This is a genomic window from Pseudomonas sp. CVAP#3 (assembly GCF_018986375.1).
Classification (GTDB): Bacteria; Pseudomonadota; Gammaproteobacteria; order Pseudomonadales; family Pseudomonadaceae; genus Aquipseudomonas; species Aquipseudomonas helvetica.
Window position 1 is genome coordinate 290,061 of the sequence record NZ_JAHMSC010000005.1, and the last position, 24,854, is coordinate 314,914.

At 55.1% G+C, this 24,854-nt stretch carries 21 protein-coding genes; 18 read left to right on the plus strand and 3 right to left on the minus strand.

What is annotated here, in order from left to right; genetic code table 11:
* Positions 1-138: 138 nt before the first annotated feature.
* From mupP to KRR23_RS11945, 3 genes are all read right to left on the minus strand, one after another.
* Positions 139-810, minus strand: a complete 672-nt coding sequence (mupP, locus tag KRR23_RS11935; protein ID WP_054593468.1) for an N-acetylmuramic acid 6-phosphate phosphatase MupP — start codon at positions 808-810, stop codon at positions 139-141.
* Positions 811-814: 4 nt separating this feature from the next.
* On the minus strand, positions 815-1,513 hold the full coding sequence (gene ubiG / locus KRR23_RS11940; protein ID WP_019692990.1) for a bifunctional 2-polyprenyl-6-hydroxyphenol methylase/3-demethylubiquinol 3-O-methyltransferase UbiG: 699 nt from the start codon (positions 1,511-1,513) through the stop codon (positions 815-817).
* 63 nt (positions 1,514-1,576) lie between these two features.
* The gene (locus KRR23_RS11945; RefSeq protein WP_216742652.1) at positions 1,577-2,908 is read right to left on the minus strand and encodes a TRZ/ATZ family hydrolase; all 1,332 of its coding nucleotides are present in this window, start codon (positions 2,906-2,908) and stop codon (positions 1,577-1,579) included.
* A gap of 108 nt (positions 2,909-3,016) precedes the next feature.
* Here KRR23_RS11945 and mtnA point away from each other — a divergent pair, with 108 nt between their 5' ends.
* The 18 genes from mtnA to KRR23_RS12030 all read left to right on the plus strand — a co-directional run bounded on the left by mtnA (position 3,017) and on the right by KRR23_RS12030 (position 24,852).
* The gene (gene mtnA, locus KRR23_RS11950) at positions 3,017-4,093 is read left to right on the plus strand and encodes an S-methyl-5-thioribose-1-phosphate isomerase (RefSeq protein WP_216742653.1); all 1,077 of its coding nucleotides are present in this window, start codon (positions 3,017-3,019) and stop codon (positions 4,091-4,093) included.
* Between the two features lie 422 nt (positions 4,094-4,515).
* A complete protein-coding gene (gene gyrA, locus KRR23_RS11955) occupies positions 4,516-7,185 on the plus strand; it encodes a DNA gyrase subunit A (protein WP_216742654.1) in 2,670 nt (889 codons plus the stop codon).
* 64 nt (positions 7,186-7,249) lie between these two features.
* The gene (gene serC, locus KRR23_RS11960; RefSeq protein WP_216742655.1) at positions 7,250-8,335 is read left to right on the plus strand and encodes a 3-phosphoserine/phosphohydroxythreonine transaminase; all 1,086 of its coding nucleotides are present in this window, start codon (positions 7,250-7,252) and stop codon (positions 8,333-8,335) included.
* A complete protein-coding gene (gene pheA / locus KRR23_RS11965) occupies positions 8,335-9,429 on the plus strand; it encodes a prephenate dehydratase (RefSeq protein WP_216742656.1) in 1,095 nt (364 codons plus the stop codon). Before serC ends, pheA begins: the two co-directional genes overlap by 1 nt.
* Positions 9,430-9,440: 11 nt before the next feature.
* The gene (gene hisC / locus KRR23_RS11970; protein WP_123584982.1) at positions 9,441-10,553 is read left to right on the plus strand and encodes a histidinol-phosphate transaminase; all 1,113 of its coding nucleotides are present in this window, start codon (positions 9,441-9,443) and stop codon (positions 10,551-10,553) included.
* A gap of 28 nt (positions 10,554-10,581) precedes the next feature.
* A complete protein-coding gene (locus KRR23_RS11975) occupies positions 10,582-12,789 on the plus strand; it encodes a bifunctional prephenate dehydrogenase/3-phosphoshikimate 1-carboxyvinyltransferase (RefSeq protein ID WP_216742703.1) in 2,208 nt (735 codons plus the stop codon).
* Positions 12,786-13,475, plus strand: a complete 690-nt coding sequence (gene cmk, locus KRR23_RS11980) for a (d)CMP kinase (protein WP_054593462.1) — start codon at positions 12,786-12,788, stop codon at positions 13,473-13,475. Before KRR23_RS11975 ends, cmk begins: the two co-directional genes overlap by 4 nt.
* A gap of 121 nt (positions 13,476-13,596) precedes the next feature.
* Positions 13,597-15,288, plus strand: a complete 1,692-nt coding sequence (rpsA, locus tag KRR23_RS11985; RefSeq protein ID WP_019692981.1) for a 30S ribosomal protein S1 — start codon at positions 13,597-13,599, stop codon at positions 15,286-15,288.
* A 196-nt stretch (positions 15,289-15,484) separates the two neighbouring features.
* On the plus strand, positions 15,485-15,766 hold the full coding sequence (locus tag KRR23_RS29090) for a hypothetical protein (protein WP_253912033.1): 282 nt from the start codon (positions 15,485-15,487) through the stop codon (positions 15,764-15,766).
* 174 nt (positions 15,767-15,940) lie between these two features.
* Positions 15,941-16,237: an integration host factor subunit beta gene (gene ihfB / locus KRR23_RS11990; RefSeq protein ID WP_003369729.1), complete on the plus strand. Its 297-nt coding sequence runs from the start codon at positions 15,941-15,943 to the stop codon at positions 16,235-16,237.
* Between the two features lie 24 nt (positions 16,238-16,261).
* Positions 16,262-16,501 carry a LapA family protein gene (locus tag KRR23_RS11995; protein ID WP_103315828.1) on the plus strand — a complete coding sequence of 80 codons (240 nt, stop codon included), beginning with the start codon at positions 16,262-16,264 and terminating at the stop codon, positions 16,499-16,501.
* A complete protein-coding gene (locus KRR23_RS29390) occupies positions 16,501-16,743 on the plus strand; it encodes a sugar nucleotide-binding protein (RefSeq protein ID WP_216742657.1) in 243 nt (80 codons plus the stop codon). Before KRR23_RS11995 ends, KRR23_RS29390 begins: the two co-directional genes overlap by 1 nt.
* Before the next feature lie 766 nt (positions 16,744-17,509).
* Positions 17,510-18,952, plus strand: coding sequence for a mannose-1-phosphate guanylyltransferase/mannose-6-phosphate isomerase (locus KRR23_RS12005; protein WP_216742658.1), 1,443 nt, complete (start codon positions 17,510-17,512; stop codon positions 18,950-18,952).
* 148 nt (positions 18,953-19,100) lie between these two features.
* The gene (locus KRR23_RS12010; protein WP_216742659.1) at positions 19,101-20,468 is read left to right on the plus strand and encodes a phosphomannomutase; all 1,368 of its coding nucleotides are present in this window, start codon (positions 19,101-19,103) and stop codon (positions 20,466-20,468) included.
* A 314-nt stretch (positions 20,469-20,782) separates the two neighbouring features.
* Positions 20,783-21,874, plus strand: a complete 1,092-nt coding sequence (gene gmd, locus KRR23_RS12015; RefSeq protein WP_216742660.1) for a GDP-mannose 4,6-dehydratase — start codon at positions 20,783-20,785, stop codon at positions 21,872-21,874.
* A complete protein-coding gene (locus KRR23_RS12020) occupies positions 21,867-22,814 on the plus strand; it encodes an NAD-dependent epimerase/dehydratase family protein (RefSeq protein WP_216742661.1) in 948 nt (315 codons plus the stop codon). The genes gmd and KRR23_RS12020 overlap by 8 nt, the downstream gene beginning before the upstream one ends.
* Entirely contained in the window at positions 22,811-24,028 is a 1,218-nt protein-coding gene (locus tag KRR23_RS29395; protein ID WP_216742662.1) for a glycosyltransferase, read from the plus strand. Before KRR23_RS12020 ends, KRR23_RS29395 begins: the two co-directional genes overlap by 4 nt.
* Positions 24,025-24,852, plus strand: coding sequence for an ABC transporter permease (locus tag KRR23_RS12030; RefSeq protein ID WP_216742663.1), 828 nt, complete (start codon positions 24,025-24,027; stop codon positions 24,850-24,852). Before KRR23_RS29395 ends, KRR23_RS12030 begins: the two co-directional genes overlap by 4 nt.
* Positions 24,853-24,854 lie beyond the last annotated feature (2 nt).

Here is a 24,854-nt window from a genome sequence, read left to right on the forward strand (position 1 = left end):
GGGGGCTTGCCCCCGCTGGGTTGCGAAGCGACCCCAAGCTCGGTTTGTCAGCTTCACCGAACTGGCTGATTTACGACTGCTTCGCAGCCGAACGGGGGCAAGCCCCCTCGCCACAAATGCCTCCGGCAGCCAGTTAGATCAGCAGCTGCACAACGCGCTATCGAGCACCTTGCGCAACTCCGAAGGGTGGTCCACCACCACGTCGGCCCCCCAGTTTCGTGGATTGTCATCAGGGTGAATGTAGCCAAAGGTCACCGCGGCGGTCCGGGTGCCGGCATCGCGGCCCGACTCGATATCGCGCAGGTCATCGCCCACGAACAGCACGCTGGCCGGGTCCAGGTCGAGCATTTTGCAGGCGAGGATCAACGGCTCCGGGTGCGGCTTGCTGTTGGTCACGTGGTCTGGGCAAATCAGCAGCGCCGAGCGTTCGGCCAGTCCCAGTTGTTGCATGATCAGCTCAGCGAAGCGCAGCGGTTTGTTAGTCACCACGCCCCAGATCAGATTGGATTTCTCGATGTCGGCCAACAGTTCAGCCATGCCATCGAAGAGTTTGCTGTGAACCGCGCAACCCTTGAGATAACGCTCCAGGAACTCCAGTCGCAATGCCTCGAAACCCGGTGATTCCGGGTCCATCGAGAAGGTTACCGCCACCATGGCTTTGGCCCCGCCAGAGATCTCGTCGCGGATGTGTTTGTCCGGGATCGGCGCCAACCCGCGATCAGCCAGCATGCTTTGGCAGATGGCAATGAAGTCCGGCGCGGTGTCGAGCAGGGTGCCGTCCATGTCAAAAAGAACTGCTCTGATTGCCATCGGCTTACTCCTCGCGCAGCGTCTGGATCATGTAGTTGACGTCAACGTCGGCGGCCAGCTTGTAGTGCTTGGTCAGCGGGTTGTACGTCAGACCGATGATGTCCTTGACGCTCAGGCCGGCCTGGCGGCTCCAGGCACCGAGTTCGGAAGGGCGGATGAATTTCTTGAAATCATGCGTGCCGCGCGGCAGCAGTTTCATGATGTATTCGGCGCCGACGATAGCGAACAGGTAAGCCTTCGGATTACGGTTGATGGTCGAGAAGAACACCTGGCCACCCGGTTTTACCATGCGGAAGCAGGCACGAATGACCGACGATGGATCGGGCACGTGCTCGAGCATTTCCAGGCAGGTGACGACGTCGAATTGCTCGGGCATTTCTTCCGCCAGGGCTTCGGCGGTGATCTGCCGGTACTCGACGCTGACACCGGATTCCAGTTGATGCAATTGCGCGACCGCCAACGGCGCTTCGCCCATGTCGATGCCCATCACGGTGGCGCCGCGTTGTGCCATGGATTCGCTGAGGATGCCGCCGCCGCAACCGACATCCAGGACCTTCTTGCCGGCCAGTTTGACGCGCTCGTCAATCCAGTTGACCCGCAGCGGGTTGATGTCGTGCAGCGGCTTGAACTCGCTTTCGCGGTCCCACCAGCGATGAGCCAGGGCTTCGAATTTGGCGATTTCAGCGTGGTCGACGTTGCTCATGGGTAATCCTCTAAATCTAAAAAATTCTGCTGTCAGCCTTGAAGTTCGATTCAAGGGGTCGTTCTATTCGGCGTGTCCGCTGATGCGCTGGCCCCAGGCGGTGGCCGTGGCGCATAGCTGTTGTTCATCGAGGCGCGTCAGGCGCCGGTCGTCGAGCAATTGCTTGCCGGCGACCCAAAGGTGTTTCACACAGTCCCGGCCGGTGGCGTAGATAAGCTGCGACACCGGCTCATAAACCGGTTGCTGGGCCAGGCCAGACAGGTCGAAGGCCACCATGTCCGCGGCCTTGCCGACTTCCAGCGAGCCCACCTCGGCTTCCAGCCCCAGCGCACGAGCCCCGTTGAGGGTCGCCATGCGCAAGGCGCGATGAGCGTCCAGGGCGGAGGCCGAGCCGGCAACGGCTTTGGCCAGCAGGGCGGCGGTGCGGGTTTCGCCCAGCAGGTCGAGGTCATTGTTGCTGGCCGCGCCATCGGTGCCGACCGCCACATTGACTCCAGCCTGCCACAAGCGCTCCACTGGGCAAAAGCCGCTGGCCAGTTTCAGGTTCGATTCCGGGCAATGAATCACACTGGTGTTACTTTCTACCAGTAACGCCAGGTCTTCATCGCTGATTTGCGTCATGTGAACGGCCTGGAAGCGCGGTCCGAGCAAGCCCAGGCGAGCGAGGCGGGCCAATGGCCGCTCGCCGCGCTGCTCGACCGATTGCTGGACTTCGAAGGCTGTTTCGTGGACGTGCATGTGAATCGCTGCGTCCAGCTCCTCGGCGATTACCCGGATTTTTTCGAGGTTTTCGTCACCGACGGTGTAGGGTGCATGAGGGCCGAAGGTGATTTTGATGCGCGGGTGATGCTTGAGGTCGCCGAACAGCTCGACGCCCTGACGGATAGCCTCATCCGCATCGCAGGCGCCGGGAATCGGGAAATCGAGGATCGGGATGGCGATTTGTGCGCGAATACCGCTGTTGTGCACGCGTTCGCTGGCAACTTTCGGGAAAAAATACATGTCTGAGAAGCAGGTGATGCCGCCCTTGATCTGCTCGGCAATGGCCAGGTCGGTGCCGTCGCGGACGAAGGCCTCATCGACCCATTTGGTCTCGGCTGGCCAGATGTGCTGCTCAAGCCAGGTCATCAGCGGCAAATCATCGGCCAGGCCACGGAACAATGTCATCGCCGCATGTCCGTGGGCGTTGATCAGGCCCGGGCTGAGCAGCATGCCCGGCAGTTCACGGACCTCGCTGGCCTTGAACTTCAAGGCTTCGCTGCGCGGACCGATAAACGCAATACGCCCGTCGCGGATGCCCAGGCCGTGCTCCTTGAGGACTACGCCAGCAGGTTCGACAGGTACTAACCAGGTTGGCAGCAAGAGTAAGTCGAGCGCAGCGGCAGGATTCGGCATCGAGGGTTCGGTCCAGTGCTTTTATAAAGGATGGCGAAGTATACCCGAGCGTCTTCGCGGGGGGATCGCTATAATCGGCGGCTTTTGTTCATGAGTGCGGGGTGAGGGATGCGCGATCGACTGTTGGCTGCGGAGAAGGTGAAGGCCATCGATTGGCGGGACGGCGCCCTGTACCTGCTGGATCAGCGCATTCTGCCATTCGAGGAAACCTGGATTGCCTATACCAGCGCGGCGGGTGTGGCTGAGGCAATTCGCTCGATGGTGGTGCGTGGTGCTCCGGCAATTGGTATCAGCGCCGCCTACGGCGTGGTGCTGGCGGCGCGCGCGCGGTTTGCTGCGGGTGGCGACTGGCAGGCCGCGCTGGAAGAGGATTTTGCCCTACTCGCGGATTCACGGCCGACCGCCGTCAACCTGTTCTGGGCGCTGGGTCGCATGCGCGAACGCCTGGAGCGGCTCAAGGATCACCCCAATCCATTGGAAGTGCTTGAGGCAGAGGCCTTGGCAATCCATGAAAGTGATCGCGAAGCCAACCTGACCATGGCGCAATTGGGTGTCGACCTGATCCGCAAGCATCAGGGCAATGCCCAGGCTGTTTTGACCCACTGTAATACGGGGGCGTTGGCGACTGGCGGTTTCGGCACTGCGCTCGGGGTGATTCGTGGCGCGTTCCTGGAGGGCATGATCGAGCGGGTTTACGCCGACGAAACCCGGCCTTGGCTGCAAGGCTCGCGCTTGACCGCCTGGGAACTGGCCAACGAAGGCATTCCGGTCACCTTGAACGCCGACTCGGCCGCTGCGCACATCATGAAAACCAAGGGCGTGACCTGGGTGATCGTCGGCGCTGACCGAATTACCGCCAACGGTGACGTGGCGAACAAGATCGGCACTTACCAGTTGGCGGTCAATGCCATGCACCACGGCGTGCGTTTCATGGTGGTGGCGCCGAGTTCGACCATCGACATGAACCTGGCCAGTGGCGACGACATCCCGATCGAAGAGCGTGATGGCAGCGAGTTGCTGGACATCGGTGGCAAGCGGGTGGGGGCTGATGTCGATGCATTCAATCCGGTGTTCGATGTCACGCCGGCTGACCTGATCGACGTCATCGTTACCGAAAAAGGCATCGTCGAGCGCCCGGATACCGCGAAGATGGCGCAACTGATGTGCCGCAAGCGCTTGCATTGACGATCCAGGGCGCCTGAAATATTGCCATCGCGGGCAAGCCTTGCTCCTACAGTTTTCGTGAATCTGCAGGAGCAAGGCTTGCCCGCGATGAACGATGACTCGGTCTGCCGCTCCTGGCACCCATATTTTGCTTGTGAATCGAGGGTTGTCACGGCTCTAAGCCTCTCTCGTCGCCTTTGCGCCTGTCACCGGTCAACTAACTATGCTCCATGCGCGTCTGGGGGATAGGTGCGTGGCGGCTCTTGTGATAACATCCGGCGGTTTCCAAGGTAGCCCGATGTGGCTGCCTTTACTGCGCAGATCCATGGCATAACTCGTTGATTTGTCGTAAGTCGGTGCTGGCACTCAGCCTGCAGCGGCGAGCTTCGTTCGTCCCATATGGATGTGACGAAGTTTCACCAGAAAAAGGAATCAGGCTTCTCATGGGCGAACTGGCCAAAGAAATCCTCCCGGTCAATATCGAAGACGAGCTGAAACAGTCCTACCTCGACTACGCGATGAGCGTAATTGTCGGGCGGGCACTGCCTGATGCGCGCGATGGCTTGAAGCCCGTGCATCGGCGTGTGCTGTTCGCGATGAGCGAGCTGGGTAACGACTTCAACAAGCCGTACAAGAAATCTGCCCGTGTTGTCGGTGACGTGATCGGTAAGTATCACCCGCACGGTGATACCGCGGTGTACGACACCATCGTTCGTATGGCGCAGCCATTCTCGCTGCGTTACCTGCTGGTAGACGGTCAGGGTAACTTCGGTTCGGTCGACGGCGACAACGCTGCGGCAATGCGATACACCGAAGTGCGCATGACCAAGCTGGCGCACGAGCTGCTGGCTGACCTGCATAAAGAAACCGTGGACTGGGTGCCGAACTACGACGGCACCGAAATGATCCCGGCGGTCATGCCGACCCGTATTCCCAACCTGCTGGTCAACGGCTCCAGCGGTATCGCCGTGGGCATGGCGACCAACATTCCGCCGCACAACCTCGGTGAAGTCATCGACGGTTGCCTGGCACTCATCGACAACCCCGAGTTGACCATCGATGAGCTGATGCAATACATCCCCGGTCCGGACTTCCCGACCGCCGCGATCATCAACGGTCGCGCCGGCATCATCGAAGCCTACCGTACCGGTCGTGGCCGCATTTACATGCGTGCCCGTTCGATGATTGAAGACATCGACAAGGTCGGTGGCCGTCAGCAGATCGTCATTACCGAGCTTCCTTACCAGCTGAACAAGGCGCGTCTGATCGAGAAGATCGCCGAGCTGGTCAAAGAGAAGAAGCTGGAAGGCATCACCGAACTGCGCGACGAGTCCGACAAAGACGGTATGCGCGTGGTGATCGAGCTGCGTCGCGGCGAAGTGCCTGAGGTGATCCTCAACAACCTCTACGCCCAGACCCAACTGCAAGCAGTGTTCGGTATCAACATCGTTGCGCTGATCGACGGCCGTCCGCGGATCCTGAACCTCAAGGACCTGCTGGAAGCCTTTGTGCGTCACCGCCGCGAAGTGGTGACCCGTCGTACCGTGTTCGAACTGCGTAAAGCCCGTGAGCGTGGTCACATCCTCGAAGGTCAGGCCGTTGCGCTGTCGAACATCGACCCGGTCATCGCCCTGATCAAGGCTTCGCCAACCCCGTCGGAAGCCAAGGAAGCGCTGATCAGCACGCCGTGGGAATCCTCCGCGGTGGTTGCGATGGTTGAGCGTGCCGGTGCTGACTCTTGCCGTCCAGAGACCCTGGACCCGCAATACGGTCTGCGCGAAGGCAAGTACTTCCTGTCGCCGGAACAGGCGCAAGCCATTCTGGAACTGCGTCTGCACCGTCTGACCGGCCTGGAACACGAAAAACTGCTGGCCGAGTATCAAGAGATCCTCAACCAGATCGGCGAGCTGATCCGCATCCTCAATAGCGCCACGCGCCTGATGGAAGTGATCCGCGAAGAGCTTGAAGTGATTCGTGCCGAGTACGGCGATGTGCGTCGCACCGAAATTCTCGATGCGCGCCTGGACCTGACCCTGGGTGACATGATCCCGGAAGAAGAGCGCGTCGTGACCATTTCCCACGGTGGCTATGCCAAGACCCAGCCTTTGGCTGCGTACCAGGCCCAGCGTCGTGGCGGTAAAGGCAAATCGGCTACCGGCGTCAAGGATGAGGACTACATCGCTCACCTGCTGGTCGCCAACAGCCACACCACGCTGCTGCTGTTCTCCAGCAAGGGCAAGGTTTACTGGCTGAAGACCTACGAAATTCCTGAGGCATCCCGCGCTGCCCGCGGTCGTCCGCTGGTCAACCTGCTGCCGCTGGACGATGGTGAATACATCACCACCATGCTGCCGGTCGAGGAATACACCGAAGGTCACTACATCTTCATGGCTACCGCCAACGGCACCGTGAAGAAGACCCCGCTGGAATCCTTCAGCCGTCAGCGCAGCGTTGGCTTGATCGCGCTGGAGCTGGACGAAGGCGACGTACTGATCAGCGCTGCCATCACCGATGGCGAGCGTGAAGTCATGCTGTTCTCCGACGGCGGCAAGGTTACCCGCTTCAAAGAGTCCGACGTTCGCGCCATGGGTCGTACCGCTCGCGGTGTCCGCGGCATGCGTCTGCCGGAAGGCCAGAAGCTGATTTCCATGCTGATCCCGGAAGAAGGCAGCCAGATCCTCACCGCTTCGGCGCGTGGTTTCGGCAAGCGTACCGCCATCACCGAGTTCCCTGAGTACAAGCGTGGCGGTCAGGGCGTTATCGCCATGGTCAGCAACGAGCGTAATGGCCGTCTGGTCGGTGCAGTCCAGGTGCTCGATGGCGAGGAAATCATGCTGATTTCCGACCAGGGCACCCTGGTACGTACTCGTGTTGACGAGGTATCCAGTCTGGGTCGTAACACCCAGGGCGTGACCCTGATCAAACTGGCCAGCGATGAAACACTGGTCGGTCTGGAGCGGGTTCAGGAGCCATCGGAAGTCGAAGGCGAAGAGCTGGAAGGCGAAGAAGGCGTTGAGCTGGAAGGCGTCGTGCTCGATGCCGGCACCGAGCCGGACGACACTGTCGAAAGCCAGCAGGCTGACGCAGCTGACGAAGAAGAGCCGCAAGACTAACCAAATCGTAGCAGGGCAGAGTGTTTGCTCTGTCCGCTACCGTGAATGCATAGCGAGAGTGGATGTGAGCAAACGAGCCTATAACTTCTGCGCAGGTCCTGCTGCGCTGCCTGAAGCTGTCCTGTTGCGTGCCCAGTCGGAATTGCTCGACTGGCATGGCAAGGGTCTCTCGGTCATGGAAATGAGCCATCGCAGCGATGAGTTCGTGTCCATTGCGACCAAGGCCGAGCAGGATCTGCGTGATCTGCTGAATATCCCCTCGAACTATAAAGTGCTGTTTCTGCAAGGCGGCGCCAGCCAGCAATTTGCTCAGATTCCTCTGAACCTGTTGCCGGAAAACGGCAAGGCCGACTATATCGACACCGGTATCTGGTCGCAGAAAGCCATTGAAGAAGCGCAGCGCTACGGCCACGTCAATGTCGCCGCGACCGCCAAGCCTTACGACTATTTCGCAATCCCCGGCCAGAACGAATGGACGCTGTCGCAAGACGCGGCCTACGTGCACTACGCGCCGAACGAAACCATCGGTGGTCTGGAATTCCAGTGGATCCCGGAAACCGGTGATGTTCCGCTGGTTGCAGACATGTCTTCGGACATTCTCTCGCGCCCTGTGGATGTCTCGCGTTTCGGCATGATCTACGCCGGCGCCCAGAAAAACATCGGCCCGAGCGGTATCGTCGTCAACATCGTGCGTGAAGACCTGCTGGGTCGTGCCCGTTCGTTCTGCCCGACCATGCTCGACTACAAGGTCGCAGCCGACAACGGCTCGATGTACAACACCCCGCCAACACTGGCCTGGTACTTGTCCGGTCTTGTGTTCGAATGGCTGAAAGAGCAGGGTGGTGTTGAGGCCATTGGCAAGCTCAATGAAGTCAAACAGCGCACGCTGTACAGCTTCATCGATGCTAGCGGCTTGTACAGCAACCCGATCAACAAGGCTGATCGCTCGTGGATGAACGTGCCGTTCCGTCTGGCTGACGATCGCCTCGACAAGCCGTTCCTGGTCGGTGCCGAAGCGCGCGGTCTGCTGAACCTCAAGGGTCACCGTTCGGTAGGTGGCATGCGTGCCTCTATCTACAACGCCGTCGACATCAACGCAGTCAATGCGCTGGTTTCGTACATGGCAGAGTTCGAGAAGGAACACGGCTAATGTCTGAGCAAGAACTCAAGGCACTGCGCCTGCGCATTGATGCCCTGGACGAAAAAGTCCTGGAGCTGATCAGTGAGCGTGCGCGCTGCGCCCAGGAAGTCGCGCGAGTAAAGATGGCCTCGCTGGCCGAAGGCGAAGTGCCGGTGTTCTATCGTCCTGAGCGTGAAGCCCAGGTGCTCAAGCGCGTAATGGAACGTAACCAGGGGCCGTTGGGCAACGAAGAGATGGCGCGGTTGTTCCGTGAAATCATGTCGTCCTGCCTGGCGCTCGAGCAGCCGCTGAAAGTGGCCTATCTCGGCCCTGAAGGAACCTTCACTCAAGCGGCCGCCATGAAGCACTTCGGTCACGCAGTGATCAGCAAGCCAATGGCGGCGATCGACGAAGTGTTCCGTGAGGTGGCCGCGGGTGCGGTGAACTTTGGCGTGGTGCCTGTGGAAAACTCCACCGAGGGCGCGGTCAACCACACCCTCGACAGCTTCCTCGAACACGACATGGTTATCTGTGGCGAAGTCGAGCTGCGTATTCACCACCACTTGCTGGTGGGTGAAAACACCAAGACCGACAGCATCAGCCGCATTTACTCCCATGCCCAGTCCCTGGCGCAGTGCCGCAAATGGCTGGATGCTCACTACCCGAACGTCGAGCGCGTGGCGGTATCGAGCAACGCCGAAGCGGCCAAGCGGGTCAAGGGTGAGTGGAACTCGGCGGCGATTGCCGGCGACATGGCGGCAGGCTTGTACGGTTTGACCCGCCTGGCCGAAAAAATCGAGGATCGCCCGGACAACTCCACACGATTCCTGATGATTGGCAGCCAGGAAGTGCCACCGACCGGCGACGACAAAACGTCGATCATTGTCTCGATGAGCAACAAACCTGGCGCGCTTCACGAGTTGCTGGTGCCGTTCCATGACAATGGCATCGACCTGACGCGAATCGAAACCCGCCCATCGCGCAGCGGTAAGTGGACCTACGTGTTCTTCATCGATTTCGTCGGCCACCACCGCGACCCGCTGATAAAAGCGGTGCTGGAGAAAATCAGTCAGGAAGCGGTAGCACTTAAAGTGTTGGGTTCCTACCCGAAAGCAGTTCTCTAAAGGCGTTGATAATGAGTGGCGACTTCCTCGCTCTGGCACAGCCGGGCGTGCAACAACTTTCGCCTTACGTTCCGGGCAAGCCCGTGGACGAACTGGCCCGCGAGCTGGACATCGATCCGGCAAAAATCGTCAAGCTGGCGAGCAACGAAAACCCGCTGGGTGCCAGTCCCAAGGCTCTGGCGGCGATTCGCGAAGAGCTGGCTGAGCTGACTCGCTATCCAGACGGCAACGGTTTTGCGCTGAAAACCCTGCTGGCTGAGCAGTGCCGGGTCGAGCTCGATCAAGTGACGTTGGGCAACGGCTCCAACGACATTCTTGAGCTAGTCGCGCGTGCCTATCTGGCGCCAGGTCTCAACGCAGTGTTCAGTGAGCATGCGTTTGCGGTCTACCCGATCGTCACTCAGGCTGTGGGTGCCGAGGCGCGAGTGATTCCAGCGAAGGACTGGGGTCATGACCTGTCGGCCATGCTCGAAGCCATCGACAGCAACACCCGCGTGGTATTTATCGCCAACCCGAACAACCCGACCGGAACCTGGTTCGACGCCGAGGCGCTGGACGAGTTTCTGCAGGACGTGCCTGAGCGTGTGCTGGTGGTGCTGGATGAGGCGTACATTGAGTACGCCGAAGGTAGCGACCTGCCTGATGGCCTGGATTTCCTCGCGGCGTACCCGAACCTGCTGGTTTCCCGGACCTTTTCCAAGGCCTACGGTTTGGCCGCGCTGCGTGTGGGTTATGGCTTGTCGACCGCAGTGGTCGCCGATGTATTGAACCGTGTGCGTCAGCCATTCAACGTCAATAGCCTGGCCCTGGCTGCGGCTTGTGCTGCGTTGCAGGACGATGAATACCTGGCTGAAAGTCGTCGCCTGAACGAGTCCGGCATGCAGCAGCTCGAAGCGGGTTTCCGTGAGTTGGGGCTGAGCTGGATTCCTTCCAAGGGCAACTTCATCTGTGTGGATCTGGGGCGCGTTGCGGCCCCGGTTTTCCAGGGCTTGCTGCATGAAGGTGTGATCGTGCGTCCGGTGGCCAATTACGGCATGCCGAATCACTTGCGCATCACCATCGGTCTGCCGGCTGAAAACAGTCGCTTCCTCGAGGCGCTGGCCAAGGTTCTGGCTCGTGGTTGATGTCATCGCCGTGCAACCTGCTGTGCCTATGATCGGTCGCCTGGTGGTGGTCGGTCTCGGGCTGATCGGTGGTTCGTTCGCCAAGGGCCTGCGTGAAAGTGGGTTGTGCCGCGAAGTGGTTGGTGTTGACCTCGATCCGCAATCGCGAAAACTGGCGGTTGAGCTGGGCGTGGTGGACCGTTGTGAAGACGACCTCGCTACCGCGTGCTGCGGTGCCGATGTGATTCAGCTGGCGGTGCCGATCCTGGCGATGGAGAAACTGCTGGTGCTGCTGGCTGGCATGGACCTGGGGGCGGCGATTCTGACCGATGTCGGCAGTGCCAAAGGCAATGTGGTGCGCGCAGCGACCGAAGCCTTCGGTGGTATGCCGGCGCGCTTCGTCCCGGGGCATCCGATTGCCGGTTCCGAGCAGAGCGGGGTCGAGGCTTCCAATGCTCAGTTGTTCCGTCGACACAAAGTGATTCTGACACCGCTTGAGCAAACCGATCCGGCTGCACTGGCAGTTGTCGACCGGCTCTGGCGTGAATTGGGTGCCGATGTCGAGCACATGCAGGTCGAGCGTCATGACGAAGTGTTGGCGGCGACCAGTCATTTGCCGCACCTGCTGGCATTCGGTTTGGTCGATTCGTTGGCTAAACGCAGTGAAAATCTGGAAATCTTCCGTTACGCTGCCGGCGGTTTCCGCGATTTCACGAGAATCGCCGGCAGTGACCCGGTCATGTGGCACGACATCTTCCTCGCCAATCGCGAAGCTGTCCTGCGCACACTCGATACATTTCGCAGCGATCTCGACGCCTTGCGCGACGCGGTCGATGCAGGGGACGGGCACCAACTGTTGGGCGTCTTTACGCGCGCCCGGGTTGCCCGCGAGCATTTCAGTAAAATCCTGGCCCGCCGGGCCTATGTGGACGCTATGAACTCCAACGATCTGATTTTCCTGGCAAATCCTGGTGGCCGCCTGAGTGGGCGGATTCGTGTACCGGGCGACAAATCAATTTCCCACCGTTCGATCATGCTCGGCTCCCTCGCTGAAGGCGTTACCGAAGTCGAAGGTTTCCTCGAGGGTGAAGATGCCCTGGCGACCTTGCAGGCCTTCCGTGACATGGGTGTCGTGATCGAAGGTCCGCACCATGGTCGCGTGACCATCCATGGTGTCGGCCTGCATGGCTTGAAGCCGGCTCCTGGTCCGATCTATCTGGGCAACTCGGGTACGTCGATGCGTCTGTTGTCCGGCTTGCTGGCTGCGCAGGACTTCGACAGCACCTTGACGGGCGATGCGTCGCTGTCCAAGCGTCCGATGAATCGTGTGGCCAACCCGCTGCGCGAAATGGGTGCGGTGATCGAGACGGCGGCAGAAGGTCGTCCACCGATGACCATTCGTGGCGGTAACAAGCTCAAGGGCCTGACCTACACCATGCCGATGGCCAGCGCCCAGGTTAAATCCTGCCTGCTGTTGGCAGGGCTGTACGCCGAGGGCAAGACCACCGTCACCGAACCTGCTCCGACCCGTGACCATACCGAGCGTATGCTGCGTGGCTTCGGCTACCCGGTTACCGTCAGCGGCGCCACTGCGTCGGTCGAATCCGGCCACAAGCTGACCGCGACGCACATTGAAGTGCCGGGCGATATCTCTTCGTCGGCGTTCTTCCTGGTCGCGGCGTCGATTGCCGAAGGTTCGGAGTTGGTGCTGGAGCACGTGGGGATCAACCCGACCCGTACCGGCGTGATCGACATCCTGCGCCTGATGGGCGCCGATATCACCCTGGAAAACCAGCGTGAAGTCGGTGGCGAGCCAGTGGCTGATTTGCGCGTGCGGGCAGCTAAGCTTAAGGGTATCGAAATTCCTGAAGCGCTGGTTCCGCTGGCCATCGACGAGTTCCCGGTACTGTTCGTGGCGGCGGCCTGTGCCGAAGGCCGGACTATTTTGCGCGGCGCGGAAGAGTTGCGGGTCAAGGAATCGGATCGTATCCAGGTGATGGCGGATGGTTTGCTGGCGCTGGGCGTCAAGTGCGAGCCAACGCCGGACGGCATTATCATCGATGGCAGCCAGATTGGCGGCGGCGAGGTGCATGGTCACGGCGATCACCGGATTGCCATGGCGTTCAGCGTTGCATCGTTGCGTGCCAATGCACCGATCCGTATCCATGATTGCGCCAACGTTGCGACCTCCTTCCCGAACTTCCTCGCGTTGTGCGCGCAAGTCGGTATTCGTGTTGCTCAAGAGGCTCAGTCGTGACCAGCCATGCTCCGGTAATCACCATCGACGGACCGAGCGGCTCGGGCAAGGGCACCATCGCCGGGATTCTCGCCAAGCGCCTGGGTTGGTGCTTGCTGGATTCCGGTGCGTTGTACCGTTTGCTGGCATTCGCTGCGCGCAATCATGGTGTCGACCTGACCAACGAAGAGTCGCTGAAGCTGTTGGCCGCTCATCTCGATGTGCAGTTCATCGGGGCGACCGAAGGTCATCCGCAGCGCATCATCCTTGAAGGTGATGATGTCACTGACGATTTGCGCAACGAGCAGGTTGGTGCATGGGCCTCGCAAGTGGCGGCGCTGCCTGCCGTGCGTGACGCCTTGCTGCAGCGCCAGCGGGCATTTCAGGAGGCGCCGGGGTTGGTGGCTGATGGCCGCGACATGGGCACCGTTGTATTTCCCGACGCGCCGCTGAAGATTTTTCTGACCGCCAGCGCCGAGGAACGGGCGCGCCGACGTTATTTGCAGTTGAAGGGCAAAGTCGAGGGTGTTAGTCTGTCGAGTCTGCTAGATGAGATCCGTGTGCGCGATGAGCGCGACACCCAGCGAGCGGTAGCCCCGCTCAAGCCGGCGGTCGACGCCATACAGCTGGACTCCACGGAGTTGTCCATCGAGCAGGTGCTGGAACGCATCATGAGCGAGATCGCCATTCGCGATATCGCCGGGTGACCAAGAAACACTGCAGGGGACCAGTCATAGTCTTGCGGCGTTTCTTTTATATAAACGTAACCCACATCGTCTGGGATGTGGCAGATGGGCGTATTCTTCGCCCTTATCAACAGGAATTAAAATGAGCGAAAGCTTTGCGGAACTCTTTGAAGAAAGCCTAAAAACCCTGAACCTTCAGGCAGGCTCCATCATCACCGGTGTTATCGTTGATATCGATTACCAAGCTCGCTGGGTAACCGTTCACGCTGGCCTGAAGTCTGAAGCACTCATCCCGCTTGAGCAGTTCTACAACGACGCTGGCGAACTGAATATCAACGTCGGTGACGAAGTTCACGTTGCGCTGGATTCGGTTGAAGACGGCTTTGGTGAAACCAAGCTGTCCCGTGAAAAAGCCAAGCGCGCTGAATGCTGGATCGTTCTGGAAGCAGCCTTCGCAGCCGAAGAAGTGGTCAAGGGCGTTATCAACGGTAAGGTTAAAGGCGGCTTCACTGTCGACGTTAACGGCATCCGTGCGTTCCTGCCTGGTTCTCTGGTTGACGTCCGTCCTGTGCGCGACACCACGCACCTGGAAGGCAAAGAGCTGGAATTCAAGGTCATCAAACTCGACCAGAAACGCAACAACGTTGTCGTTTCCCGTCGTAGCGTCCTCGAAGCCGAGAACTCCGCTGAGCGTGAAGCTCTGCTGGAATCCCTGCAGGAAGGTCAACAAGTCAAAGGTATCGTCAAAAACCTCACCGATTACGGCGCATTCGTCGATCTGGGTGGCGTCGATGGCCTGCTGCACATTACCGACATGGCTTGGAAGCGTATCAAGCATCCTTCCGAAATCGTCAACGTTGGCGACGAGATCGATGTCAAGGTTCTGAAGTACGATCGCGAGCGCAATCGTGTTTCCCTGGGCCTCAAGCAACTGGGCGAAGATCCATGGGTTGCTATCAAAGCCCGTTACCCAGAAAGCACTCGCGTTACCGCACGTGTAACCAACCTGACCGACTACGGCTGCTTCGCTGAGCTGGAAGAAGGCGTTGAAGGCCTGGTACACGTTTCCGAAATGGACTGGACCAACAAGAACATCCACCCTTCGAAAGTCGTACAAGTCGGCGACGAAGTGGAAGTTATGGTTCTGGACATCGACGAAGAGCGTCGTCGTATCTCCCTGGGCATCAAGCAGTGCAAATCTAACCCATGGGAAGATTTCTCTGGCCAGTTCAACAAGGGCGATAAAATCTCCGGCACCATCAAGTCGATCACCGATTTCGGTATCTTCATTGGTCTGGACGGCGGCATCGACGGCCTGGTTCACCTGTCCGACATCTCCTGGAACGAAGTGGGCGAAGAAGCCGTACGTCGCTTCAAGAAGGGCGACGAGCTGGACACCGTTATCCTGTCGGTTGACCCAGAGCGCGAGCGTATCTCCCTGGGTATCAAGCAACTGGAAAGCGATCCGTTCTCCGAGTACGTTCAAGAGAACGACAAAGGCGCAATCGTTAAAGGCATCGTGAAAGAAGTTGACGCTAAAGGCGCCATCATCACTTTGGCTACCGATATCGAAGCTACTCTGAAAGCCTCCGAAATCAGCCGTGACCGCATCGAAGATGCGCGCAACGTTCTGAAAGAAGGCGAAGAAGTTGAAGCCAAGATCATCAGCGTTGACCGCAAGAGCCGTGTAATCCAGCTCTCGATCAAGTCGAAAGACGTTGAAGACGAGAAGGAAGCTATCCAGAGCCTGCGCGACAAGCCAGCTGCTTCGGATGCTCCAGTTGACACCACTCTTGGTGCTCTGCTGCGTGCACAAATGGAAAAACAGAACTAAGTTCTGTCCGACCATAGAAAAAGGGCGACTTCGGTCGCCCTTTTTTGTGCCTGAAATTTGAGGTTATCGGGGTGCTGAGGGAAACAATGCGGGGATAAGGTGGTCTGTTGTTCGGGTGTGTCAATTGCCTATCTGGAGCTAGGCTTTAGCTTGAGCCGAGCATTCGTCGGGTGTGATTCCTGGCATAAGGAAGGGGATGAACAAGCTTATTGTTGCATTGGCAGTCCTGGTCTTGGTGGGGTGTACGACAAATGCCAAGACTCACGTGGTGCGTGGCGTGAGTGGTATCGAGATCGATTGTTCGGGGCTCGGATCAGGTTGGGACAAGTGTTACAAGCGCGCTGCAAGAGAGTGTGGGGTGGAGGGATACAAGGTCATTGGCAGGTCCAGTGATGCTAAAGAAGAGGGAGAGGGTTATCTATTCGGGTGGAACCCGGCTGGATACCTCACTCGCGTCATATTGGTGGTTTGCAGGTGACGGTTCGGTTTGCCTCTGTGGTGTGGAAGGGTGGGGTGTCGGTCTCCGGGAAGCGAGCTTTGCGGTGTCTGTCAGGGAATGCAGATAAGTCAATATATAGGCTGTTCAAAACCCTTTGAGCATGCTAAAACCTTTGAAGCGCTGATCTAGCTGCTTGAAAAAGAAGGGAAAAATATGACGAAGTCGGAGTTGATCGAACGAATTGTCACCCATCAAGGGCTACTCTCATCCAAGGATGTGGAGCTGGCCATCAAGACCATGCTTGAGCAAATGTCCCAGTGCCTGGCTACCGGTGATCGAATCGAAATCCGTGGCTTTGGCAGCTTCTCTTTACACTATCGTGCACCGCGCGTCGGCCGTAACCCAAAGACCGGCCAATCCGTCAGCCTCGACGGTAAATTCGTTCCTCATTTCAAACCGGGCAAAGAGCTCCGGGATCGGGTGAATGAGGATGAGGAGGAGGGGCTTTGACAGTCGTCATTCAGGGAGCGATTCATGCGTAATCTCAAACGCGTACTCCTCGGAGTCTTTGTGTTGTTGCTGGTTTTGGCAGTTTTGGCATTCGTGCTGGAGAATCAGCAGTCAGTCTCATTGTTGTTCCTGGGGTGGGCAGGGCCACAGTTGCCGGTCTCGGTAGTCACGGTCATTGCACTGCTGCTCGGAATGTTGCTTGGCCCTTGTCTTGGGTGGCTTGTCGGGCGCGTCGGCAAAGCGAGGCGTAAACATCTGGCTTGATGGATTCAGGCGAAACCCGCTTCGGCTGCAAATACCTGATTTTTCCTACGGGTTGGACTTGTGAGGCTCGCGGTAATAATTTCGCCAAGACGATGCTGCGCTTGGGCAAAGATCAGGAAACTTTGAGTGTAATTGCTGATCAGATAGGTATGCGTAACTGGCGTTGCTCTCATGATCGACATCATAATGATGGCGGTTTTTGGGCGTCGAACATCCGGGGTTTGGCGGTGGTTATCACTTGATCGTGGATGGTGAAATCTTCGGGTGCGGCTATGATTGTCATGTTGTCGACTTTGCGCGTAGGTGCGGTGAGGCATTGACCGTGGTCGCCGTGAATCCGATCGATAAGGATCCATACCGTTGAGCGGTTCCAGGGGCCGAAGATCGCTTGGCTGGGCGGGATTGCTTATAATTTGGTCGGATCACACCGGTTGAGCTCGATGTTCAGGCTGAGCGACTGAAAAGCGTCGTTTATGCTCAGTATTTGCCAAAGCTGCTGGACGCATGAGCTGATTGATCGAAGTTTACGCCGGCCTCTCGGATGTGGCGTGTTCCGTTCCGCCAGCATTTTGAGGTCGATCTGATAGCTCCGTGGAGTGCAGGACCAGGCTTTGGTGGGTGCCATGTTCGAAGGTGATTCACTCGCTAAAAATCTGTGGTTTCGGGCCTTATCGTTAGGTTTTGGACGGGTTTGCCGGCGCCAGACCAGGTCTCCGATTGGCCTTTGATCGAGTTTTAGATTCGGGGTTGTGAGTTGTTCGTAAAAATCTTTGTTGGCTGTAGAATGGGTGGGAATGCATTTCTGGCCGAGCGAGCTTCTACAGCTCGGGTCGTATGTAATGGGTATTAACGGCAGGACGGCCGTAGCACAAGCGAACTGCTTGATGGTTTCGCAAGAATTCAACCCCTCGACTTTGCATCTGAAAGAGGTGCAAGGCGACCAGAATATAAACGAACTCCGTTTTCTGTAGTTAACCTTTCAGAGAGTGAGGATTAAGGACGTTGAGTATGGAACTGATTCCCGTAATTTTGTCTGGCGGTGTGGGTAGCCGGTTGTGGCCTGTGTCTCGAGAGGCCCACCCCAAGCCGTTCATGGATTTGCCAGGTGGCCAGAATCTAATCCAGAAAACCTTCCTGCGAGCTTCGCAACTGGAGGGTGTTGTAGAAGTGCTTACGGTGACTAATCGTGAGCTTTTGTTCAAGACTGAAGACGAATACAGTGCTGTCAATACTGCCAAGCACTCCCAAGGTTTCATTCTTGAGCCTTTCGGGCGTAATACGGCTGCGGCTGTTGCGGCGGCTGCGCTGCAGTTGGAGGCCACCCATGGCCCCGACGTCCATATGCTGGTGCTGGCTGCCGACCATCTGATCAAGGATGAAAAGGCCTTTGCCGCTGCAGTAGCGAATGCCGTAGCGTTAGCCTCGGAAGGCTGGCTGGTCACTTTTGGCATCCAGCCGACCTACCCTGAAACCGGTTTTGGCTACATCGAGGCGCAAAAGAATGCTCCGCTGAACGGTGGCTTGAAAGTTGCGCGTTTCGTCGAGAAGCCTGATCTTGAAACCGCTCAAGGCTACGTAAGTGCCGGAAACTACTACTGGAACTCCGGAATGTTCTGCTTCCGGGTCGGCACCGTCCTCGAAGAGCTGCGTGAACATGCTCCAGACGTAGTCGAAGCGGTTGTCAGGACCATTGAGCAGTCTCGCGTTACTTCGTCTGACAAGTACCGTTGCCTGGCCCTCGATGCCGAGGCATTTGCAGAGGTGCCGGATATCTCCATCGATTATGCGTTGATGGAGCGTTCTGCCAAGGTTGCGACCATTCCCTGTGATATCGGCTGGAGTGATATCGGCTCGTGGAATGCTGTTGCTGAGCTGACAGCGCCCGATGCTGACGGCAACCGTTTTGAAGGTGAGGTGTTATCTCATGGTTCCCGTAACAACTATGTAAACAGTGAAGGTCGACTCACTGCACTGGTTGGCGTCGAGGATCTGTTGGTAATCGACACGCCAGATGCCGTGATGATCGCGCATAAAGACCATGCGCAAGATGTGAAACACATTGTTGGCCAGCTCAAGGCCAATAGCCATACGGTACATTTGCTTCACCGGACGGTGCATCGCCCGTGGGGTACTTACACGACGCTGGAGAACGGCGAGCGCTTCAAGATCAAGCGTATCGTGGTGAAGCCAAAGGCTTCTCTGTCCCTGCAGATGCACCACCACAGAAGTGAGCACTGGATCGTCGTCAGTGGGATGGCGATTGTGGTTAATGATCAGCAGGAGCTGATGTTGAACACTAACGAGTCCACCTTTATTCGTGCGGGCCATCAGCATCGTTTGAGGAACCCTGGAGTGATCGACCTGGTGCTTATTGAGGTGCAGAGCGGTGATTATCTGGGGGAGGATGACATCGTGCGTTTTGAAGACAACTACGGGCGTGTCGATAAATAATTAAGCCTGGGCGTTATGAGCCTGATCGGCGAAATATTTTTCGCCGATCAGGTTTATCTGTTCTTGGTCTGATACCGATGCGTTTCTATCTTTCGCGAATGCAGGGCAGCCATCTGCCCGCCTTCAGATACCTTAGCAAGAGAGCGGTATGCATACCCCTATCAAAACCCAGTGTTTCAAAGCTTACGACATCCGTGGTCAGGTACCAACCGATCTGAATGAAGACGTCGCGTACCGGATAGGCCGTGCCATGGTTGTCGAATTGCAAGGCAAGAGCATCGTGCTGGGACGGGATATGCGGTTGGAAAGCCCGATGCTGGCAGAGGCTATGACGCGTGGGCTGCGAGAAGCCGGTGCAAATGTCATAGATATCGGTCTATGCGGCACTGAGGAAGTTTACTTCGCCACCAGCGCCTTCAAGGCAGACGGCGGGGTGATGATCACCGCGAGTCATAATCCCAAAGGTTACAACGGGATGAAGTTGGTCAAATCCGAATCGCGCCCCATCAGCGGCGATACAGGCCTTAATGCCATACGCGACCGGGTGGAAAGCGGCGACCTGGGCGCGTTGGCGACGACTCTGGGCGAGATTCGTTTCGAGTTGGACAAGACGAACTATGTCGAGCACCTTCTCAGCTACATCAATGTCTCGGACCTCAAACCGCTGAAAATACTCGCAGATCCGGGGAATGGGGCTGCTGGACCCGTTTTGCAGCAGTTGATCCATAAGTTGCCATTCGAATGGGTAGTGATCAACGCCGAACCCGACGGCAATTTCCCCAATGGAGTACCCAATCCTCTGTTGCCAGAGAACCGTAGCTTGACCCAGCAAGCGTTGCTGGCGAATGGCTGTGACCTTGGGTTGGCGTGGGACGGGGACTTCGACCGCTGTTTCTTCTTCGACGAAGAAGGCCGTTTCATCGAAGGCTATTATCTTGTAGGTCTCTTGGCGAAAATGCTGCTGAAGGAGCATCCAGGTAGCAAGATCATCCATGACCCGCGATTGACTTGGAATACCATTGATCAGGTAGAACAGGCAGGGGGCGTCCCTGTTTTGTGTAAGACCGGCCATGCGTTTATCAAAGAACGCATGCGTCTCGAAGATGCAATTTATGGCGGTGAGATGAGCGCTCACCACTACTTCCGCGACTTTGCGTATTGTGATAGTGGTATGATTCCCTGGTTGCTGGTCTCCGCATTAATGTCTACGACAGGAAAGACTTTGGCTCAATTAGTTGGTGAGCGCATTGACGCATATCCGTGTACGGGTGAAATCAACTATCGAGTCAGTGATGTGTCGGCAACTCTCGAAAAGGTGTTGGCCTACTACTCGCCGGGGAGTCCTCAACTGGATATGACAGATGGTATCAGCGTTGCTTTTTCGGATTGGCGCTTCAGTCTGCGCGGTTCGAATACTGAACCTTTGTTACGATTGAATGTTGAATCGCGTGGTAACCGCGAGTTGATGAGTATGCGTTTAGCGGAGATTGAGTCGTTAATCCAGATTAAGTGCTGAGTTTGCCGAGGACTAAATTCTGTTCTTGGCAGGGCGGTATTTGGATTATCGTATTTTTAGCCTTGATGCGAGATAATGGTAGTTCGCAGTAATCTCGGCGAATGTTGAAGGAGGGATTAAGTTTTGTCTCATTTACCACATATCCATATGGTGTGAATTTTCAATGGTTTTGTTCTGGTTGTGAGGCGTGAGGGAAGCAGGTTCGATCTGTTTGGACTTTTCTAAAATTTGGTATGATAGTCATCTGTAGGATTGGGTTTGACCTTCTGGCTTGAGCTCAGTATTAAATCGAAAAATTGATTGAGGATTATGTTTTGACAAAGAAAAAAGCGCTAATCACCGGCATTACAGGTCAAGACGGTGCTTATCTGGCAGAGTTCCTGCTGGCTAAAGGCTATGAGGTTCATGGTATTCGCCGTCGGGCCTCTATGTTTAATACTCATCGCATTGATCATCTTTATCATGATCCGCACAGTCAAGGTTTCGATTTGACGTTGCACTACGGTGATCTGACGGATTCTTCGAGCTTGATTCGAATCGTCCAAGAGGTCAAGCCCGATGAAATCTATAATTTGGGTGCTCAAAGCCATGTTGGGGTTTCATTTGAATCTCCTGAGTATACTGCTGACACTGATGCCATGGGGACTCTACGTCTTTTGGAAGCAATCAGAATTGCAGGTCTTGAAAAAACTACACGGTTTTATCAAGCCTCAACGTCAGAGCTTTATGGTTTGGTGCAAGAGGTTCCACAAAAGGAGACGACACCTTTCTATCCTCGGTCACCATATGCTGCCGCGAAGATGTATGCCTACTGGATTACGGTAAACTACCGAGAGTCATATGGCATGTATGCTTGCAACGGGATTTTGTTTAATCACGAGTCTCCTATTCGTGGTGAAACATTTGTTACCAGAAAAATTACACGTGCTCTAGCTCGGATTAAACTAGGTCTACAAGAGTGTCTGTACCTTGGGAATATGGATGCGTTGCGGGACTGGGGCCATGCTCGTGATTATGTAGAAATGCAGTGGCTTATGTTGCAGCAAGCGTCAGCAGACGACTTTGTTATTGCCACGGGTGAGCAGCATTCGGTTCGAGAGTTTGTAGAGGTTGCTGCTGCCGAAATTGATATTAAAATTCGCTGGGAAGGTAAAGGTGTAGAAGAGAAAGGTTACGATGTAGCCACTGGTAAATGCATCGTGGCGGTTGACCCTGTATATTTCCGTCCTGCAGAAGTTGAAACGCTGCTTGGCGATCCTGCCAAAGCTAAAGAAAAACTTGGTTGGGTTCCAACAACGTCCTTTAGTGAGCTTGTTAAGGAGATGATGCAGTCGGACTTGAAAGAGGCTCAGAGAGACGAGCTTGTAAAACAACACGGCTTTAAATACTTTAATCATCATGAGTAATATTTCACTGGATTCCTCTATCCTGATTACGGGAGCGGGTGGCGGGCTAGGGAAAGCTCTCGTCGCCTTGCTTCAGAAAAAAGGCTATAAAAATATTTCGGCTCCTTCAAGGCAGGTCTTAGACCTGCTTGATTCCAAGGCAGTCCTTAACTATTTTTCTGAACATAAACCACAGGTCGTACTTCATCTCGCATCTGTAGTTTTTGGCCTTCTTGGGAATCTTGAAAACCAGATGCGCTCTTTGGTGGAAAATACACAGATTAACTCAAATCTGTTTTCCGCCATAAATGAGTATCCGGTTGAATATGTTTTCTTTGCTGGCACTGTTGCTGGGTATGCGTATCCGTATGTTCAAGTGCCCTTGCAAGAGTCTGATTTTTTCCGTGGGCTTCCTCACGGAGGAGAGTTTGGCTATGCAATGTCTAAGAGGCATGCCTATGGCTATTTACGCATCCTGTCTGAAACAAAAGGTGTAAATTTCACATACGGAGTATTTACGAATTTGTATGGCGAGAATGACCGCTTTAACGAGAATAGCGGTCATGTAATTCCTTCTTTGATTATGAAGGCTCATCGTGCCAGTGAGGCTGGTGAGCCATTCTATGTTTGGGGGGATGGCTCGGCTCAGCGCGACTTCTTGCACTTTGACGACGCTGCTGAAGCAGTTGTGTTGTGCATGCTGTCTGAAAGCTCAGCATCAATGATTAATATTTCAAGTGGTAAGGCCGCTACTATTCGCGAATTAACTGAGTTGATAGCTCAGGAAGCAGGTGTTGCGGATGTCAGATTTCAAGCAGACAAGCCCGTCGGTATCCAATCTAGAGTCGTTGATAATAAACTGCTAATGGACTTAGGCTTCGCTCAATCTATAAGTTTGGAGTGCGGCATAAAGCGCTTATACAAATGGTATTCAGATAACGTGATAGAGGTTCGGGCGTGAACAGCAGAAAAATGGCTATAGTTTCCAGTTATTCTGAAAGTTGTGGCAACGCTGCTTTTACAAAAGTAGTGCATGACAGTATCGAGTCCTATCACTCGGATATACAAGTCGAAGTGGTTGAGCTTGATTTGAAGTTGCTGCAATCTATCAATGGAAGGGTCAGAGCCAAGGCTGACGAGCATATTAAAGATATATGTGATCGGCTTAAGAGTTATGACCTGGTAAATATTCAAATGGAAGCGGGGTTGTATGGGACTTTGCCGAAGGATATTATTGGTAGGTTTCGAAAGCTTGTATCGGCTAACCCCGAGACAAGTGTAACCTTGCATTCGCCGCGTTTGATCGGATCTGCCCAGTCTGGATCGCGCAGTGCAATTAAAAAGTTGTTGCGATTGGATATCAAAGGTGGGTTGCGTGATCTTATTGGTGATAAATATTCACAAGTGCATTTGAATATTAATAGGAACATACTCAAGGCCGCAATCAAGTGCCGTGCCCGCTTAATCGTGCATACCACCAGATCTGAAAAGCAAATCAAGGATTTTTTTTCCTATGATAATGTAGTCGTTCACCCGCTGAAGATGGTGCCAGTGGATTATGTGAGGGATACCAATACTTTTGATCGAATCGTATATCAGGCAGATTTTGCTGAGAGTGATCGTTTGATCGGCATGTTTGGTTATATAAGCGCTTATAAAGGCCATGTGGATGCATTGAAAGCCCTTGAGCAATTACCAAAGAACTATAAGCTGCTAATCTTTGGTCGTCAGCATCCACAGACGCTTAAGGCTAATGGGAAAACAGACGACTACTTAGATCTTCTGATTGGTCTTGTTAAGAAAAGCAAGTCCTTGAAAGGTCGTGTTTTCTTTATGGGTGAGTTGAACGATAAAGACTTCCTGGATGTTGTAAGTAGTGTCGATATCGCTTGGCTGCCGTATTATGAAAATGGTCAAGATGGCTCTGGAATTGCGTCAATTTGTTTAGATTTGTGCCCTAGAGTGCTCTGTTCGACTTCTTTCGCTTTTGATGAGCTTTTCAAGCTGGTTAACTACAGTAATGTCAAACGTTTCGATATCGGCAATACTCTTGAGATGTCTCTAAAGACTGAAATGTTTCTACGTACTGAAAAACAGAATGGGCCGTTTTGCAACGAGTCTGTCTATAGCTTGAAATCCCAAGCTGGAGTTTACACAAAAGGGGTAGTGGCTTGAAGGATGAACGGTCTCCCGCTTTTTTTGAGTTAAAGCAGAAGGCTTTCCTGGAAGGTGTCAATGACATCTTCCAAGGCTTGCAAAGACTCAGTTTGGCGTTCTTTTTTGCTTGGGGAGATACCAAGGCCAGATATCGTCGCAGTGTTCTCGGTCCGTTCTGGATGGTGCTCAGCACTGCTGTGAGTGTTGCTGGTCTTGGTTTTCTTTGGAGTATGTTACTTAAAGATGATCCCATTAAGTTAGTACCATCGCTGACAATTGGGCTGGTCGTCTGGCAATTTATTTCAGGCTGTATTTTAGAGGCGCCATCTGTTTTTTCCAGGAATGCTCACTTTATCAGAAACATAAAGATCCCATATTTTATTTTTCCGATGCAACTGATTATGCGGCAGTTAATAAATTTTGGACACAATGCCGTTGTGGTGATTGTTGTTCTACTTTATTTCTCACCGCCTTTGAGCGCTAATCAGCTTTTGATTGTCCCTGGGCTGCTTCTTGTTGTTGGTAATTTGTGCTGGATCGTTCTATTGATAGCCATGCTAGGGTCGAGGTTTCGTGATTTTGAACAGATAATTGGGGCCGTCATGCCTTTGATGTTTTTCTTGAGCCCGGTTATTTATCGACCAAGTCAACTTAGTTTTGGTCAGCAGTTAGTGTGGTCGAATCCTTTTAGCTACTTTATAACTTTGATTCGAGATCCAATCGCAGGGGATATCCCACCGCTATTCGTCTATCAAGTTTCAATTTTGGCTTTGTTAATTGGTACTGTATTTACTGTGTATCAGTTTGGAAAGTGTCGCAAAAATATTTCATTCTGGATTTAGTT